This is a genomic window from Bacillus sp. FSL K6-1218, assembly GCF_038006445.1.
GTDB lineage: Bacteria > Bacillota > Bacilli > Bacillales > Bacillaceae_G > Bacillus_A > Bacillus_A thuringiensis_S.
This window is the reverse complement of record NZ_JBBOVE010000002.1, coordinates 284,136-302,570: the sequence shown is the minus strand read 5'-3', so window position 1 is coordinate 302,570 and position 18,435 is coordinate 284,136. Positions and strand designations below refer to the sequence as shown.

Below are 18,435 nucleotides of genomic sequence, written 5' to 3'. Positions count from 1 at the left end.
CCCGAAACTAAAAGATATTAATACTGATGAAAGGTAAGGGATATGATACCTTTATAAAAGGGTGGGAAAATAAACACTTATATCTTCGCACGAAATACCAATTTTACGAATAATAAGGTTTGTAGATAAAAATCTAATACAGTATTTAGGGATTTCAGCTCATTAGCATGAATGTTCGTATATAGGTGCGTGTCCATATGATTCATATTTTATATAGAAATGATCAAATACTAAATTACTCATTACAAATTTTCATAGTAAATTACATTTAAATTTATAAAAGTTTTTCTTATGTTGATCTATTTAACTCTTTATAATCATGATTAAATTAAGCAATTCGTATTTTATAACCACTGTTAAAAATTTTTCGTGTATTCATTTTGTATGAATTTATACATGAAAATTGTTTTATTTTGCACACCTGTGAATGTGATTTTTGTACTAATTTTTATAGCTTAATACAAATTTATCACGTGCTTATCTATAATTTTATTAGAATGACTACACTATCCTTATTTAATTTCGAGTATATTTTAGCATCCCATAATTTAATTATGTAAATAAGTCTGTGTAAAAATTGAATTTAACGCGAACTTGTGTTCGCTTAACTTTTCTGTTATAGTATATATGAGGTGATTTTTATGGATTACAGCAAGCAACGTCAAAAATCCGTACATCGTAAAAAATTATACGAGAATCTTAATGAAATGCCCTTTTACATAGAAGAATTTGTGGAATACAAAGAATTGCATGATGCCTCTCCCTCTACCCTGCTGAATTATGTATATGATTTTAGAGTCTTCTTTAATTGGTTATTATCTGAACAAATTATTGAATTAAAACCTATTAAAGACATATCCTTCTCTGATTTGGAGAATTTAAAGAAAAAAGATGTTGAGAACTTCATGAGGTTTCTAAAACTACAACAAAATATGCAAAATTCCTCTGTTAACAGAAAAATTTCGGCCTTAAAATCTTTATTTAAGTACCTTACTTCCCTATCAGAGAATGAAGATGGAGAATGTTATTTTTATAGAAATGTAATGGCTAAAATTGAAATACATAAAGATAAAGAAACATTAAATGCCCGTGCAAAGCGTATGAGATCTAAAATATTTCATAATGATGATGATCAAGAGTTTTTAAATTACGTTAAGTATAAACATGAAAAATCTTTAACAAAACATCAATTATTCTATTTCCTAAGGGATAAGGATCGTGATGTAGCTATCCTTTCCCTTTTTCTTGGTAGCGGTATTCGTGTAAGTGAATTGGCCGATCTTCGTATGGAAGATATAAACTTAAAAGAAAGATTAATTGATGTAATTCGAAAAGGAAACAAAGAAGATTCTGTATGGATTACACCAATAGCACTGAATGATTTAGAAAAGTATATGGAAATTAGAGATAACAAATACGCTCCAGGAAAAGAATTAAAAAGTGTATTTTTATCAAAGTATAAACATACTGCACAGCCTCTTTCGGTTAGGGCTATCCAAGATATTGTAGAAAAATATACTAAAGCATACGGAAAAAGAATGTCTCCTCATAAATTAAGACATACATTAGCAAATAAATTATATATGGAAGAAAAAGACTCATTACAAGTGATGCAGCAACTTGGGCATACAAGTCAAGATACAGCTTTGCTATATACACAACTTGGGGAAACAACTATTAAAGATAGTTTAGGCAGAATAGGAAAGAATAAATAATAAAAGTTCAGCAATTTTGCATTGCTGAACTTTTATTATTTTCCAGACACACATACTTAAACGACGTTTATTATTCGCTTTAAATTTTATTTTATTATGTAAAAATTATATAATTTGAATTCTACTATAAAATGAAAAATGACTCCACTTCCTGTGTCCTGAGAGGCCAAGGCAGTGGAGTCCTCTGACATCGTGCTATTAAGAGAGCGGGCAAACTCCAGGTTGTAACCATTCCAACAGCTAAGATGGTTAATAACGTGCGAAAGCAACAAGAACTGACCGAATGAGTTATGCATGTCCCTATCTAACGAATTTTTGAATTCCATTTCATTTTTTCCAATAAATTGAAATTCACTCGTCTACCGGATTATGCACCAAGTCATAATAGAGAGAAACTACACGCTTAATGCCGTCACATATTTGTTCAGCTGCACTTCGTGCTGCTTTGTCGTCAGAGGGATAGCATGTATAACCACCACCGAAGTAAGGTTAGTTATTACCTAATCGTGTGCAAACAACGTTGAAGTTTACTTCAGGATTTCTGCTTCACCCTATTAAATCAGAGTTTTCATTACTTTCTAAATCTAGAATCTTGGAGCCGTTTTGACTCAATGAAACTATTTTAATTAATCTTTGTTCAAAATGTTTTCTAGTTATTAGTCATTTCTTGTGGATTTACAAAACATCTTTAATCAAACCTTACTTCGAAGCCGCTAAATCCTAAGTACTTCCACCTACCAGTACATAACCGATATTTCGCCTTGCCTTTCACTATAATAAACACGAACACGTAATATATAAGATTTTCCCCTATTTAATTCGACATTTATATTTGCATTATGATCTTCACCACTATCATCATCACCTGCAACATAAAATACTTCATCAATACCTTCTTCAAATAAAACGATGACAGAATCGGATGCACCAAAAGTAGCTATATTATATTTTCTTATTTCGTTTGGCTTAATAATGAAATCCTTCTGTTCTCCATGATTTAATGAAAGTTTATTGCTTACTAATAGTGGGAGTTCTTCTAAGTCAGCATTATCCATTGGTGGATAAAACGTTCTGACCCACAACTTATCTCTCTCTGAAAAACCACCTGCCGGTGTTATCCCATTTTGATATTGCACTGGTTTTTTAATTAATCCAGCCTTAAACGGATAGTGCATAATAGAATTGGGATCCCATTTAGAGCCTTGTACGGTATCTGGATCTATTTTTCTGATTATATTATGATAAGTTTTTTCTCTATTCCACTTATTAGGAGGTTTAGCTAAGGCAGCATATACAGCTTCTTCATCCCATTCAATACCCGCTTTTGGGTTCTGATGTTCATGAGGAAACCCTAGAGTATGTCCAATTTCATGAATGGCTGTATCTATTTCCGAAGGATTGCGTGTTAAATCCCATCCAAAATTCATTGTTCTTTCATCTTTGCTTAATTCCAGATCAATAATATCTCTTCCAATGTACGACCAAGCACCATCACCTCTCATAAAACCTATTCTTATTTCGGCCTCCTCTCTTGTTGCTACTTCTTTAAATTTCATACCTATCCCCAAAGATATCCATTGCTTAAAAGCATTTCTGACAACGTTCTTTTCCTCTTCATTTGTAGTCCATGTTTTCCATTCTCTTTGTCCATTGTTTAGGATTACATATTTACCATCTGTTTCTTTGTCAAAGAAATAATAATGTAACACAGTACCATTTACCCATTTTTTTTCATTTGTTATTAAAAGTTCTCTTCGATCGTTATTTACATCTGCTTTAAATTCCCTTTCAGGAACTATCGGCAGTGCACAATAGTTTTTATCTTTATTTACTTCATCCATTTAATAACCTCCATGTGTAGTTATAAATTGTTATTTTAATTTTTATTGTTTCGCTTTTTTATAATAATATACTTGATTTTTGTTAGATTTGTAGGTATTCTTCATATCTTACCAAGCTAACAAGAATCCATGGACGACGATGTGCAGACTATAATTATTTCGATAAGAACTCTAAACAATTGACAGCTTATTTTCATACCAATTAATTTTCTCTTCAGGTTCTAATTAGTGTAGTTCTAAAAAAACATAGACTTTCTTGTAGAATATACAAGATGAATTCCTCCTTCAAAGCTTTTCGTTGTATAGTCACTTCAAAAAATCTAAATTTAGGGGTGAATTTTTTATGCTTTTAGAGTTCTTATAGCTTTTGGAGCGGAAAACATGTAAAAAGCTCAAATAGATATAGAAAAACCGGTATCAATTATTAAAGCCGGTTTTTCTACGCCCTCTATTCAACATTTTTATTTTTCATTTTATTCTTTCTTTTTCTAACACTTTAAAACTACCTAAGTATAGAAACAGTCGATCAAAGGTGATTAGATAAAGTCCAATAAATATAAATCCTGTTAAAGATATAAGAAGAAATGGTAACAGATTTATTAAGAACCATATAGAAAGAATTCTATGCGAAAAAAATTTTAATCCTTTATATACAATAAGCAAGATTATTAAAAGGAGAATTATTAATAATATTTGACCTTTTGATATTGATTCATTTGCCCAATAAATAAACCTTGAGCTGAAAGTACTTATGATAGTTCCACATATAAGTACAACCAATAAAATAGTTATAAGTTTTACCAGCAAATTCATTCTAATAGCCTTAAAAGATCGTTTGCTTGCAGTTTCAAGGAGACTTTTATAATAAGAATCAATAACAGGTGATGAAATCCATGAATCAACCTTAAAGAATTGATATCTTTCCTCTTTTAATGCAGTATTTGTAACAAAACTTTTTATGTTTACTTTATCCAATTCATATTGACTTATTCTATAGCCGTTAAGCATTAGAGAAAAAGCTTCTACTTCTGAAAAAGAGTCCAAATCTGTTCTAATACCAGAAAGGAGGTTTTGAACATCTGTATTGACCCCGAAAGTCTCGCAAGGTTCTTCCGTGTTATAAAGTTTCGATTCTTCTTTAAGATCGTGTGTTTCATCAAAGTAGGAAACTTCCTTTACGGGTAATCCTTTCTTTAAATGTAATAGGGCAACATTATCTGAATGTTCCTTAATTATATTGGACAATTGCTGCTCTCGTAGGTTGTCCGATAGTATACTATTTGAACGTTTGATTACATTGGATATCTGTACATTAGGCTCCCTTTCATCTTTTAATTGTGCTGATGCATCACTTAATATAAAATGTGTGCAATTTAAGCGTTTATCTACTAATCCTCTAATTCCTTGATTATCGTGGACACCGCCATCAACTAATTGTAATCGTACCTTCTCATCATAAAGATCACTAATAGCAAGAGGAGCAAAAATTCCAGGTACACAAGCTGAAGCGGCAACGGCTAAACCCAATTCAAAATCTTCGTGTTTGTATATGTCTTCATATGATGTTATTTTTTTTAATCGAAAGTTTTTATCAAATTTTTTTCTAAATTGGTCAATCTGTGTTTCGCCCATATCCGAAGCACTAAAACACCAGTTATGACCATTATTTAAGAGGGTTGCATTAATAAGAAGTATTGGTACTTTTGCACTTCTATTTTTATTATCCCTAAGTGGGTGAAAAGAATTACTCTCACAGCAGGGTTTGATAATTAGCTCCTTCATTTTTATAGGATGGGTGTTATTTATATCAAGAACTTTTCTGTATAAAAATTTATCATAAAGCTCTCCAATATGATCACTTCGTGAGTAATTAGGAAGAATCATTTTTATATTTTTTACTGGATTAAGAAAGGTTCTTAAACGCAAATTCTTTTGGACTGCTTTTAGAAAATCAACTTCAATTTTTGCAACAATCTTCTGATAGTCTTCATCTTTAATTTCAACATCTCTCTTTTCCTCCAGTAGTTTTTTTAAATGAAGATAATAAAGCGCGCCAATAATAGAGCCACCTGAAACCGTAGAAATTAATTCAACCGAACGAAGCAATCCCAAATCAGCCAACCTTGCCAGTACTCCGATATGATAGAAAGATGCTCTAAATCCTCCACCAGAAAGGGCAAGTCCTAATTTTTTATTATTTTCCTCTTTCATAACCAAAGTCTCCTTTTTTGTTTTATAAAACTTCGAAATTAATAACTAAAATTTATGTTTTCTTTTTTTTATAATTTTTATGCTATGAACAATGAATGACTCCAGACTTGCCCGTATCATCCCTTCAGATCACAGTTTGTTATTTTTATACAAATAATAAAACTCTCTAAGTTTTTCTTACATATTCTACATAACTCTTTTTTGAAGTAAATATTTTTAAATCATATAGATTTATTTGAGTCCCTTTAAAAGCTTAGAAAATGTCGTATTTGTTTCGTTGTTAATAAATACAAAACACTAGGCGGGATTTTATAAAACCTTAAGGAGAATACAATGATAGAAAATCAATATTTGAGAGATCAAAAAAATCGTTAATTTCAAATTAGGAAAAAAGAACCAATGAAGTAAAATCAAAAAAGTTTACCTGAATTCCCATGCAAGCTGCACGATCTCCAGGGGTCTGTTGCAAAGTATCGTTGCATCTAATTAGACGAGGGATTTATGACTTACATTCTTAAATTATATAAACCTGAATTAAATAGATTGTTATTGGGAATAATTTCTATTTGTAATGAATTGACCCTATAGGTCCTAGTCTGACCAATTTCTTTTGTCAATACATTTAAAGAATTATTACTGCTGTAAAAGCCGTCTCCAATAGAAGGTAATTTAATTAGGGAGGTTGAATCAAATGGCTCTAAATGAACCTATTATTGAAATCGACGACATTCAAGGTAATAGTTTGGCTGATTTTAGCAAAGATTTTCAGAACTTGCTTTTTTTAAAATTACCCAGCCTGATACTGCAAAAAAGTGGATAAGGGACCTAGCACCACAAATTTCTTCTCTAAATGAAGTACTGCAGTTCAACAATTTATTCAAGTCGCTACGTGTTCGATTGAATGGTGACGACCCACATGGGCTAGCCGCAACATGGGTTAATAGAGCCTTTACCTTCGAGGGATTGAAGAAATTGATTCCAGAGGAAGCAGAGAAATTTAATAAAGACTCCGCATTCGTGAATGGTATGGCTGCAAGTTCGAAAATGTTTGGCGATAGATTAGATCATCAAAACTGGGTGATTGGCGGTCCGACAAATCTACCAGATTTCTTATTAATCGTGGCTAGTGATACAGAAGATTTCCTTATTCAACGTATATATAGTATAAAAGAGAGCTCGAAAGTAAACGGTGGTCTGGAATTGATACACGAAGAGAATGGAAGAACACTTATGGACACGAACAAGCCAGGTCATGAGCACTTTGGCTATAAGGACGGCATATCTAGAGATACGCGGGCTTAAATCAGACAAGCCGGAGGACTTCCTCACTGCACGTTTGATTGATCCAAATGATGAGCGTGCGCAGAAGTTTTCCAAGCTGGGAGCACCGCTTATATGGCCTGGCCAGTTCTTATTGGGCACGCACAACGGCTCTTTTTTGGTATTTCGACGTTTGCAGCAAGATGTAGCGGCCTTTAATCAATTCGTAGAGAATATAGCGGCAGAAGCTCTGACCTGCTAGCTACTAAACTAATCGGCCGTTGGAAAAGCGGTGCGCCTTTGATTAGAGCAAAGGAAGAAGATAATCCGTCTATCAGCAATGATGAGTTTACAAGCAACCACCTTTCCTATGTAAATCCCGAACCTGCAATTAAATTGACATAGGCCGTAGGTAATCAAGAAATTCCGGGTGTGGAAGGAGATTCCGAAGGGAAAATATGCCCATTTGCAGCGCATATACGTAAGCTCCATCCACGTGATGTTCATTCTACCGAGTTTAATCTAACAAAGATGCTTCTTCGTAGAGGCATTCCTTATGGGAAATCCTTTGAGCTGGCACCAGACGAGGAAAGAGGGTTATTATTAATGACCTACCAAGCAAGTATTAAAGATCAGTTTGAATTCATGCAGCAGGCTTGGGCTAATAATATCAAATTTCCATCAGAAGGGGCTGGCGAAGATTCTATTTTGGGGCAAAAAGACAATGATGGTGAAAAACATACATTCAAATTACCAGAAAAGGATAAGAGCATAAACTTCATGCAGGAATGGGTAACGACGACAGGAGGCGCGTACTTTTTTCAGCCATCTACCAAAGCCCTTATGGATAATTTGACAAAATAAATCCATATTATGAAAACAAATAAAAATCAAGAAAGGGTGGGAAATAATGTCTTTAATTGAACAAGTGAGACAAATATGTAATAGACTTGCAGAACATGGCTGGAGAGATTTATTTCTTCAACATGGATTGGATATTGCAGCTGATGATTTAAAAACAGAACTTCTTAAAGAGCTTCCTAATATAAATCGACAGCTAAAGGGATTTGAGGATTTTGCATTAGAGGGCAAGCGAGGAATCGAGCCAGGGCAACCAGCAAGAAGTCTTTTTTATCATGCCTTAGCTTCTCCAAATGTCATTGTTGGCGCAAACAACTTAGAATTAACTACGTTCCCTACTTTAGCAGAAATTGAAACTGTTGAAAATTATGTCTACGGTATTAATCCTCCATCCATTTCCGAATTGTATTCTCGTATAAGCGATAATTCAGGTAATCTAGAATTAGGAATCGTAGTTTTTGCATCTGAATATCGTCCTGCTCCAGATACTGTTCATCGAAAGCATGCTGATATGTGTTTTTCAAGAAGTGGCATAGCAAGAATTGGTACGATGCAACCGTTTTTCGATCCGCAACAAAGAGGATTCTTACCTATTACTGAAGAGGATTCAGATTTTACTTTTCGAGTTCTCCCAGCTCGTTATTCGGCTTATTTATCTGTTAAACGTATGGGAAATGAAAATGAATTTGGTCCGTTACGTTTCAGAAACGAGAATACAGTCTTTCCCTTCGAAGACGTTGAAAAAAACAAAAGTGATAAAGAGAGAACATTTTGGGTGCCTTTACATAAACTTTTTAGCGGTTCAGAATGTCTTTGTCATGATAATGGAGAGCCAATTGATATTCAACTGAGTCTTAAAGCACATCACGTTAATGAAAAGGCAAAACGAATTTATCAAACTTTGAGTAAGCTTCCAAATGATATTGGAAAGTCCTACTTAAAAGATCATCTCGATAAGCCTCCTTTTAGCTTTCAGGATGGAATAGCGGAATTCTCAGATGACAGGTCAGTTGGAAGTAATATACTTGTACCTATTCCTCACTCTAGATTGGTTGAGGAAGCTCAATATGATGATGGAAAGCCTCTTACCTTAAATGTGCCAAAAAGTAATACGCAAGATGTTGAGAATGGTATATATATTAATACTTTTTCTTCTAGTTTATTAATACACATGAAGAAAAATGATGATATATTTGGTCGCCCTGCTCCTGAATATGTTTATGTACGGCACAGATTGGAGGGGAAACCAAATCTTAATGATGAAAAGGATATGATGAGTATCATTAAAGAAGGTGGATATGATGCAGTACTGTATAAAGATTACACTGGTGATGGGTGGATAGAAGCTAAAGGTGCAGAACTCATTGATCCGAAATCGGGAAAGCAAATTGCTCATTATGCAGCATACTCTATGGTAACTGCCCCAGATTTCTTCTTAAATAGTGACCAACGTGAACTTATGGATTGGTACGACCAACAATCTGAAAGACTTAGAGAACTTACTTGGGAAATACCTCCTTTTACATTGTCTGATAATCGAATAGCTGTTAATCTTGAATTAAAAAGTGATAATAACACAAATTCAGCTATCTTTAATGAGAATGACGATACGATGACGGCTATTATTTCCTTGCCTTATCAGAAGGCTCCTGAAATAACAAAACTTGACGTTCCAGTGGGAACACGGCACTCTTATCTACCTGATGCAGCTTCTGGAACATATGCACCCGGTTGGGATGTAAGTTTCGATCGAACGGAAAATGGAAAACAATTTCTTGCGGCTTATGGTCTTGGAAGCCCGTTTCCAGAAGATGCTAAACTATGTGCTGCTTTGAGTACTTTCTGGCCTGCAGTTGCTCCAGATGCTGCCCGAACGTTTGAAAGTACAGAATTAGAATTTAAAACCTGGTGGCCAACAGTTAGTCCACTTACAGATGAAGAAGTAGGTATAAAGGGAAATATACCTTGGGATGGTGTTAAGGGACCTCAAACTAAAGAGGATAATGTGGTTGAATATCCTGCAATGGAGTATGTAGACTATGTTCAGAATGCTCTAGATAATAAATTCTCCTTGTCACTTACTGGTCGAACTGATTTACAAGAGTATAAGGAAAGATTACTTAGCATGGCGTTTGTTTACTATACATTAGGTGGAAATAAAACAGACTGGAGTGTCTTATCATTTCAAAAAATCTCTTCCCCTATCGATAATGAAGAATTAAAGACTGCTTATAGAGAAGCTGAAAATAAACTTTTGGGTAGTGTATATAGATTTGAAATGATAAAAAAAGGAAATAAAGAAAAGGTAGCAACAGATCACAGGAAAGTTTCAGTTAAAATAGAAGAACGAACAATTATTTTTGTTGGTATAACTGATGTAACAATAGTTCCAAATAAAAAGAACAAAGCTAATATTTTATTTAAAAAAATGAATGATGAACCAGATGGAAATTGGGAATATAGAAATGTCGAACTCTAATTTAGATGTAATCATTATTGGTAGTGGACCTGCTGGCACAGCTACAGCCATTACTTGTGCTCAGAGGGGCTTGAAGGTAATTATGATTGAAGGAGAGCAGTTTCCTCGCGATCGTCCTGGGGAAACACTTCACCCTGGAATTGAACCTCTTTTACAGCAATTGGGTGTCACAAAAGAGTTTGATAAAGCAGGATTCCTAAGACATGAGGGAAATTGGGTGCAATGGGAGGGAAAGCGCCACTTTGTCACATTCGGTTCGGACGAGTCTGGGAAATGGCTGGGTTTTCAAGCTTGGCGCGCCGATTTTGACGCAATTCTACTGCATCAAGCTATTTCGCTAGGTGTTGACGTACGTCAACCTTGTCGTGCTTTACGCCCGATTGTTACTCATAACCGTGTTTCAGGAGTAGTAACTTCTGATGGGGAGCTTCAATCTTCATTTCTAATAGATGCGACAGGTAGGCGACAATGGCTAGCGCAGAAATTGAATTTGAAAATCAATACCTACTCTCCTCGCCTTATTGCCCGATTCGGTTATGTTACAGGGACATGTCCCGCGCGAGATGCATCGCCAGCTATTGTAGCACACGACAATGGATGGTATTGGACTGCCAGAGTGCGTCCAAATGTGTACCAATGGACGGAATTATCTTTTGACAATGTAGCATTGAAAAGGAATTGGATTCCTGAAGAATTCCAAGGGCTGAAACCTATGGGTAAACCGAATGGCGCTGATGTTACATGGCGAGCAATTAGTCAACCTGGAGGAGCTGGATACTTTTTAGTTGGAGACGCTGCAGCTGTACTAGACCCCGCTTCTTCCCACGGTGTCCTCAAAGCAATCATGTCAGGGATGATGGCGGCACATTCAATTGCGCAAGTCATGAATGCGGGGCAAAAAGAGGACACTATAATTCTTGGATACTGCAAATGGATCCGTAATTGGTTTGAGCATGATGTGGAAAAATTAAAGCAGCTTTATGCCCTTCTTCCAAGTTTTAAGGGATTCTGAATGAGTTTGCTTATCGAACAGATTACTTGCGTAAAAAAGACCATGTAAAATAAAACCCCGTTCAAGTCCGGTAACGGAGGATCGGGGTTTTGATTTAATTCTTATCGCCATCGGACTGCATTTATTTTGTTAGACCGAACAGTTGATGAATGAAATCCACTTGATTTTTGATAGACTTGTTGGTCTTCCCGCATCAAATAGACAACTGTAAAAAAGACTATATAATTTGAAAAAGTTAAAGTTGATGATGGAATCATTAGAGATACATTCCGATTATTGGTAAGTGACTATGATAGTTCCATGGTGAAGCGATTATAAAGATGAAGAAACTCTTCTTAGATTGGAAGAGTTTCTTCATCTTTATGACATCTTAATAGCTTCATCAACTGCTCTAGAAGCATCAACTAGACCAAACCCTGTTGCAAGATCGGGACCTTGATGAGCAGGATTCTTTTGTTGCGATTGACCTTTTGTTACATCTCTTGCAGTCTTTTTTAATATATCCCGTATTTGGAAATGACTAAGTCGGCTATTCGCTTGTTTTAATAATGCACATACACCAGCTATTTGTGGTGCAGCAGCTGATGTACCACTAAAAGCTGCCCATCCATCAATTGGTGAAGTCTCATCACCATTAGGATGTTTTTGTCCGGAGGCATAAGCGAATTTATCATACCAATCTCCTGGTTCTACTGGAAGCATTATATAATCTGCCATAGGAGGAAGGCCAGACAGACCACATATATCAGGAACTAGACGGTTCTTATATGGTGTAAATGTACTTTTATAACCACTCACAAATTCAGTTGCCTCCATAGATCCATTTCTATCAACAAAAACTCCTCCTACAGAAATAACATCTGGATGCATGCCAGGAAAAGGTTCACCTCCATTACCGCTTGCAAATACAACAGTAATACCTTTATGGACTGCATTGGCTATTGCTGCTGCTAATGTTAATTGGGAAGCTGTCAATTGATTTGGTGGAGTAGGTAGCCCCCAGCTACAGGTAATAATGTCAGGATTTTGTGCTACTGCTAATTCAAAAGCACCTTTTGTATTAAATTTGTTCATTTTTACCATTGTAAAATCTATATCCGGTGCTAATGAAAATACATTAGCAGCTTCGCCCGTTCCATGACCTCTTTCATCATGAATTGGATCTGTCGTCTCAGGTCCAAGAATAACTGGATTTATATGATATTGTCTTTTATTGAAAAAGGGATGTCTAAAGAAACCAGTATCAACCATTACAATCTTTATGCCTTTTCCTGTTATTCCTTTTTGGTGTGCTCGCTCTGCTAAAAGAAGCTTAGCTAAATCTTCGGGTGGCTTTAAATGATAATAATCTTTTTGTGGTGGATTAGGAGTTAATCCACCCGGTGTATTTACTGAAGTATCTTCTAAGGCTGCACTAGCAGGAGAATGTAAAAAAGCTTTTTCGCTAATTGCGATTCCTTCTAAAACATCTGCGAACTCACTATTACTTGTATCAATTAACCCCTGTATGTTTGAGTTTGTTGAATCAAGAATTGTTGTTGATGTTTTCCCTGGTATACCCTGTACTTCAAGTTCCTTCATAACAATTTTAGTATGAAAAACATTTTCGAAAACTTTAGGAGAAGCTGCGATTGAAATAGATGTTTGTCCCACATACAGTACTTGGAATCCATTCGCTCTTAATTTTTCTACAGATTTATGAATCATGTTGTCTTTAGAGTAAAACTGCTCAACTGTTTTACTTGTAATACTTTTAGTTGTAGTAAATATTGATTCACCACCAATGGAATGCACAGAAGCTTCTGCATACAAAATAGTTGGTAAATCTGAGTTAGCATTAATTTTCATGATAAACTACCTCTTTCTATTTTTAGAGATGAATTAATTTGGTGCTTTTAAACATCGCATTGTATAAGAGCGATTTGTTTCTCAAAGAGTTCAAACCAATTTCCTGTATACCATTTAAATTTCATTGGAAAATTCTTAACCGGATAATCTTCTGTAAATTCATTCATTAGATGATTGCCCTCTTATTGATATTTGAAGCTACTGTTCTTTTCTAAGTAACGACTTCGCCTATTTAATAATCTCCATGTGTAGATATCAATTATTGTTTTCATTTTATTGTTTCGCTGTTTTATAATAATATACTGGATTCTTGTTAGCTTGGTAGGTACTCCTCATACCCTACTAAGCTAACAAGAATTCATGGACAACGATATGAATCCTCAAACTGGATATGGTTTTATAGAATTTGGATAAGGATATTAAACAAACAATAAAATATATTTTAAATTTTTTATCTTAAATAGAATTGAAGTTAATATTTTTAAGTTATGACATTAGTTACACTATAATTTTTTCTACTTCTATTTTCTCAAAAGAAAATAAGAGTAAGGAAAATCCTTACTCTTATTTTTACTCTACTGGATTTTCAAAATCTGCAACAATACCACTTAGAGTTGCTCCGTTACTTCGTGCATTAGGTCCCATACCAAATTTGCTGAATGTTTGCCAAAAGCAATTAGTTGTTATTTTAAAGTCGTTTTCACTAAGTTGATTAGTTGTCTGTAAATGACGTAGCGCTTTTAACATATTATCTCTTGCATTTAGGAAACTAGGATTGGATTGAGAAAGTTTCAAACTATCCATTACTATTCTCCATGTTAAGTTATACCCTTTATCTTTACCAAATTTTTCAACAATTCTTCGATTTAGATACATTAATGTGGCACACCAAATTTCACCAATGTTGTGTACCTCATCATAGCGGCCTGTTCCAAGTTTACCAAAATGATCCGGAAAATGATCATCATACTTGAATTCCCTAATTCCTTCATCGTTATTTAATACCCAAGATCCAGTAACTACTTTCTCTGTATCGCTACTGAAATTTTGAATTGTAAGAGCAAAATAATCACTCCAGGCTTCACCCATTCCTTTACTTTGTGGCAAATCCAATGAACTACGATCCAATGGCCCCCCAACTAATCTATTGGTTACACCGTGAGTATACTCATGGAACACTACATCAGCATCAAAGGCAGTATGACGATTACTTGAAGCAACCAAACCCATCCTCATTATTGGACTTTGGCCATCTACAGGAGTACTCATATTTGCTGTACCAAACACAGGCCCGCTATATGCACGTGCCTTTACACGATCTCCTTCCAATCCTAAACCTGAAAAATTAACTTTTTGAAAATTCCCTTCACTCTCCGTAAAGCCAAGTAGATAGAAAAAATCATGCAAATAGCTACAATAATAGAAGATATTTAGCAACTTCTGATCATTGCCAGTAGCATTTGGAGGGTTAAATGTAAGCATACCATTAACAAGCACACCATTCAGTTCAGTTCCTGGAGAACATGATTGGGAAGTGGAAGAATTTGAGTCACAAAATACTGCTTCCGTACTATTACCTATAGTTTTCCCAGTTTCTTCTACCCAATCATTTGGGAAATCATTCGGTAATTCTACGACTGATTTAACAGGATAATCCGTAAGTGGTCTAGGAAAAGAAATCATTTTTCTATCTTCACCACCATTAAATTCAAAAACACTGCCTTGTGCTTTCATATGAGAACTTTTGCTCTTACAAAGTAATATTTCACCGGATTGCTTTTCGTTTGCAGCTATAATAATTTCATACTGTTCGAGTGTTTCTTTTAAGGTAATGACAATTTTCCATGCTAAATGTAGTTCCACCTGATTTTGAGGGAAAATTACGAGATGTGCAGGAATATTTTCTTCAAATACTCCTTTGTCTAGCACTGTATATTGTGCAGGAGTCGGAAATGCTACTAATATTTTCGGTGTATAATTAGTAGTATCAATGCTTGTTTTTGGAATTGGTTGTCCCCATTCGTCAACTTCATTATCGTTCGAGAAGTGATTTTTATTAATATAATTATTAACTGCAATCATCGCTGATTCAACACCTACTGCAGGAATAATATTAATCTCCTCGTTGATATTTAAATTATCTCCAACAATATCTTCAAGTGTGCCATCGGCTGTAAAATGACAAGTCCTAGACATTTGATATACTGGTATACCTCGATATACTTGGTGTAAGTGAACGATGGAGGTGTTAGCGCTTGTTTTTATTACATTTGGATCTGGAACAAACTCTATCCCCTGCGACATTGACTCTCCAGAAAATCCTAAAGCTGAATAGTTACTTGTTATGGCTTCCAGCGCCCGATTAATTAATGATGATTCATTTTGGCTCCATGTATTAGTATTCAATACTATCAAAGAAGGGCTACCAGTTACCGGATTTATTGTTTCCTCCCTCTCACTAAATGAATCATGACTACTACTATAATCGTAATTCCTTGTATCAATTTCTCGTAACATGTTCTTATCTCTCCTTTGTGTGAATTCCAGTTATTAGTTTACCTATACAAAAGAATAATATTTAGTTTTATCACAGATTTCTTATTGTTAATTTATGTATATAAAAATCGCGAATTCTCTCTAATATATCTATAAAAATACAATGAGTATAAAATTAAAATGTTAGGATACTTTATAATTAATAATGTTTAAAGAAAGAGTGGGATAATTTTGTCAGCAAATATACAATCGATTATTATGTGGCTGGATTAATCATGTGGAACGCTTCGGATAACTAAAGAAAATAAGCTAGTTGGTATAGAATTTTTCCAGAAACCGTTTGAAAAATTAAAATTTTCAAAGGTTATGGAGTTAAAACTATCTTGTTTTTACCTAATTTAATTTCTGAATCTACAGATACAATTATGGAATGTATTCCAGAATTTGATGAGATTGTAATTTGTAAAAATGATAAATGGTGCTTACTTACAATTTTGACTAATGAAATCATAGAGAAGATAATTTTGCAAAGGCTGAGGGTTCAAAGATTGACTATTGATTTAATGCGAGAAAATCCTATATTTTTAGAAATAGATGAATGGGTTGAAGAAGAAATAGGAGCTTTAAAAAAGAAGTATAACGTATTATCAATTGAAGATAGAACAATATATTGAGATTTTTATTTTAAAATGGGAGCTGAATACAATGCAAAATGATAGAGCGTTATTTTCAATATGGCATATAATACCTGGTCGTTTAGAATTTCCAATTGATCGATATCATATGACATTTTCTGATGTTTGGAGTTATGTGAATTTTTTAGAAAAATACGGAATGAGCCTTGGAAATAAACAAATATATTTTTTGTACAGTGTAGATTTTAAGTTTCATTCAGTTCCAACAGATTAAAGAGATTCTGACCCTATTTATAATGAACAAATTTTTCTTACATTGAAAAAAAAAGAAGATGATTGAGAAAGAGTTGGACAATACCCCACTCTTTCTTTAATTGATAACTTTATTGACAGTATGAGAATCCTATCCAAAGATATACCATCACAACAGATTCTATTAAAAGTTAAAAGTAGAGTATATCTCTTTTTGACTATTATACTAACTAACCACATGATTTTTGGCTATCCCCTCAACTAGGAAGTACTACAAGCAGATTTGAATACTTTATATTAATAACTTCATCCTGCAGATTTAATGGAACAAATCTTTTTATCAGAAGTGAATTATCATGTATCACATTTGCTTTCAGGTTGGTAATCATCTTTTAAAAGTATCCATAATACTGTATGCGTATGTGTAGCTGATACTATAAAAAATAAATTCATCTAATTATTGTTTTGATTTTTAGAGAGAAAACATTGATATAAGTAATCCTTTTAACTATTATAGTCTTGGTTATATTTATACTATAGATGTTTACAAATAAGTATAAAATTTCTATTTTGACAAGTTTTAATTACTTCATTTCTACCTATTATTACTACTTTGGTTTAATTTATAAACTTTCTGGTAAATTTGCACTACATATATGATTCAAACTATTATGTATGGTTTAGCTTATATCACTCATTTACTAATAAACACGTTTTAACCTCACTAAAAAGTCACTTAATAGTGACTTTTTAGTAGCATGTTTTTTTGCATTGGATAAGAAGTAATTGCTTTTATTCAAAACTATTTTCACTTGACATTTTCTTTAATTGTTCAAAATTTATTATTCCGATGAATTCATACCCTTGTCCTTGACCTTTTGGTTTTAAAATTACAATATCTAAAAAACCAAGCCCCTGATTCGGCCTTGATTGATCAAAAGAATAGTCATGGCCAACAAAAACTCTATTCAAATTGGAATCAGGTATCGTCTCAAACTTTTCAATCAATTTTTCTTTTATTCTTTTTGTTTCTCCTACCGGATTCTCAATACGTAACGAACTAATTTTCACAAGTTCTTCCAATACTTCGCATTGTTCTCCAAAAGCGAGTTTCCCAGTATCTTTAGTACGGCAATAAGAACTTGTAAATACAGGGTATTGAATAAGTAATTTCTGTTTTCTGAAAATTTCTCCAATTTCTGTTGATTGGTTAATTCCATTTTCAGTTAAATTTTGCTGCTCTATGCACTCTGGACGCCCCTGTTTATCCCCCAGTCCTTCATCTTTTTCTCCATGTCTTAAGTAAAGGTTATATCCACCCGCTTGAATATCCTTGTACAACGAGTCTAATGTACGAATATTATCATTCTCTTTACTAAACATTTTTCAGTCCTCTTTTCAGTTTTTTGATTTCATATTTACTATTTCCAGCTAAATTGTATTTATACAGAAAAAATAATATATCAATAGATGTTCTTATTGTTAAATATCTTTAAAATATAAGCCACTTACCAAAAATATTTTAATAATCGTTTAAATCTTTCACTCTAAATTTTGTCTATACTCAGGATATATTTGATTTTTCTCTTAAATATATTTTGATATTATGTGCATTTATTCATTATCCAATCTGTTTTAGAAATATTTCTTTCATCAATAGCTTTTATATCGATACTAAACTCGTCTATTATTTCCTGTTTCAATTTATATTTTTCATTTAATACTCGATGAATATTGAGAATAAATTTGATTTGCACTTTTTTCATTAACATAGTATCAGTCACCTTATCTAATCATTATGAAATAGTATCATTTTAAAAAATTC

Annotated in this window: 14 protein-coding genes; 8 read left to right on the top strand and 6 right to left on the bottom strand. The window is 33.7% G+C overall.

The window, feature by feature from the left end:
• Positions 1-641: 641 nt before the first annotated feature.
• On the top strand, positions 642-1,715 hold the full coding sequence (gene xerS, locus MHI26_RS29620) for a tyrosine recombinase XerS (RefSeq protein ID WP_061667032.1): 1,074 nt from the start codon (positions 642-644) through the stop codon (positions 1,713-1,715).
• A 734-nt stretch (positions 1,716-2,449) separates the two neighbouring features.
• Here the strand turns inward: xerS and MHI26_RS29615 are convergent.
• Both MHI26_RS29615 and MHI26_RS29610 read right to left on the bottom strand, forming a co-directional pair.
• Positions 2,450-3,556 (bottom strand): M12 family metallopeptidase, encoded by a 1,107-nt coding sequence (locus MHI26_RS29615; RefSeq protein WP_061667031.1) that lies wholly within the window; start codon positions 3,554-3,556, stop codon positions 2,450-2,452.
• Between the two features lie 468 nt (positions 3,557-4,024).
• Positions 4,025-5,767, bottom strand: a complete 1,743-nt coding sequence (locus tag MHI26_RS29610) for a patatin-like phospholipase family protein (protein ID WP_061667030.1) — start codon at positions 5,765-5,767, stop codon at positions 4,025-4,027.
• A gap of 691 nt (positions 5,768-6,458) precedes the next feature.
• On the opposite strand from MHI26_RS29610, the gene MHI26_RS29605 reads away from it, so the two are divergent.
• The 5 genes from MHI26_RS29605 (at position 6,459) to MHI26_RS29585 (ending at position 11,379) form a co-directional block, all read left to right on the top strand.
• Positions 6,459-6,587 (top strand): hypothetical protein, encoded by a 129-nt coding sequence (locus MHI26_RS29605; RefSeq protein ID WP_257130866.1) that lies wholly within the window; start codon positions 6,459-6,461, stop codon positions 6,585-6,587.
• Positions 6,554-7,069, top strand: coding sequence for a hypothetical protein (locus tag MHI26_RS29600; protein WP_340809290.1), 516 nt, complete (start codon positions 6,554-6,556; stop codon positions 7,067-7,069). Before MHI26_RS29605 ends, MHI26_RS29600 begins: the two co-directional genes overlap by 34 nt.
• Positions 7,070-7,459: 390 nt before the next feature.
• On the top strand, positions 7,460-7,891 hold the full coding sequence (locus MHI26_RS29595; protein WP_061667027.1) for a Dyp-type peroxidase domain-containing protein: 432 nt from the start codon (positions 7,460-7,462) through the stop codon (positions 7,889-7,891).
• Positions 7,892-7,937: 46 nt separating this feature from the next.
• A complete protein-coding gene (locus MHI26_RS29590; protein WP_179863967.1) occupies positions 7,938-10,367 on the top strand; it encodes a hypothetical protein in 2,430 nt (809 codons plus the stop codon).
• Entirely contained in the window at positions 10,321-11,379 is a 1,059-nt protein-coding gene (locus MHI26_RS29585; protein WP_340994771.1) for an NAD(P)/FAD-dependent oxidoreductase, read from the top strand. The genes MHI26_RS29590 and MHI26_RS29585 overlap by 47 nt, the downstream gene beginning before the upstream one ends.
• Positions 11,380-11,739: 360 nt before the next feature.
• Here MHI26_RS29585 and MHI26_RS29580 read toward each other — a convergent pair whose 3' ends face one another.
• Both MHI26_RS29580 and MHI26_RS29575 read right to left on the bottom strand, forming a co-directional pair.
• Positions 11,740-13,227 (bottom strand): S8 family serine peptidase, encoded by a 1,488-nt coding sequence (locus MHI26_RS29580; protein WP_061667025.1) that lies wholly within the window; start codon positions 13,225-13,227, stop codon positions 11,740-11,742.
• Positions 13,228-13,797: 570 nt separating this feature from the next.
• Positions 13,798-15,744 carry a M36 family metallopeptidase gene (locus MHI26_RS29575; RefSeq protein WP_061667024.1) on the bottom strand — a complete coding sequence of 649 codons (1,947 nt, stop codon included), beginning with the start codon at positions 15,742-15,744 and terminating at the stop codon, positions 13,798-13,800.
• Between the two features lie 404 nt (positions 15,745-16,148).
• On the opposite strand from MHI26_RS29575, the gene MHI26_RS29570 reads away from it, so the two are divergent.
• Positions 16,149-16,397: a hypothetical protein gene (locus MHI26_RS29570; RefSeq protein ID WP_340994769.1), complete on the top strand. Its 249-nt coding sequence runs from the start codon at positions 16,149-16,151 to the stop codon at positions 16,395-16,397.
• Between the two features lie 31 nt (positions 16,398-16,428).
• Complete coding sequence (locus MHI26_RS29565; RefSeq protein ID WP_142308530.1) at positions 16,429-16,632, top strand: hypothetical protein; 204 nt, start codon at positions 16,429-16,431, stop codon at positions 16,630-16,632.
• Between the two features lie 770 nt (positions 16,633-17,402).
• On the opposite strand, the gene MHI26_RS29560 is transcribed toward MHI26_RS29565, so the two are convergent.
• Complete coding sequence (locus MHI26_RS29560) at positions 17,403-17,993, bottom strand: histidine phosphatase family protein (RefSeq protein WP_061667021.1); 591 nt, start codon at positions 17,991-17,993, stop codon at positions 17,403-17,405.
• 221 nt (positions 17,994-18,214) lie between these two features.
• Complete coding sequence (locus MHI26_RS29555; protein ID WP_179194450.1) at positions 18,215-18,382, bottom strand: hypothetical protein; 168 nt, start codon at positions 18,380-18,382, stop codon at positions 18,215-18,217.
• Between the last annotated feature and the right edge of the window lie 53 nt (positions 18,383-18,435).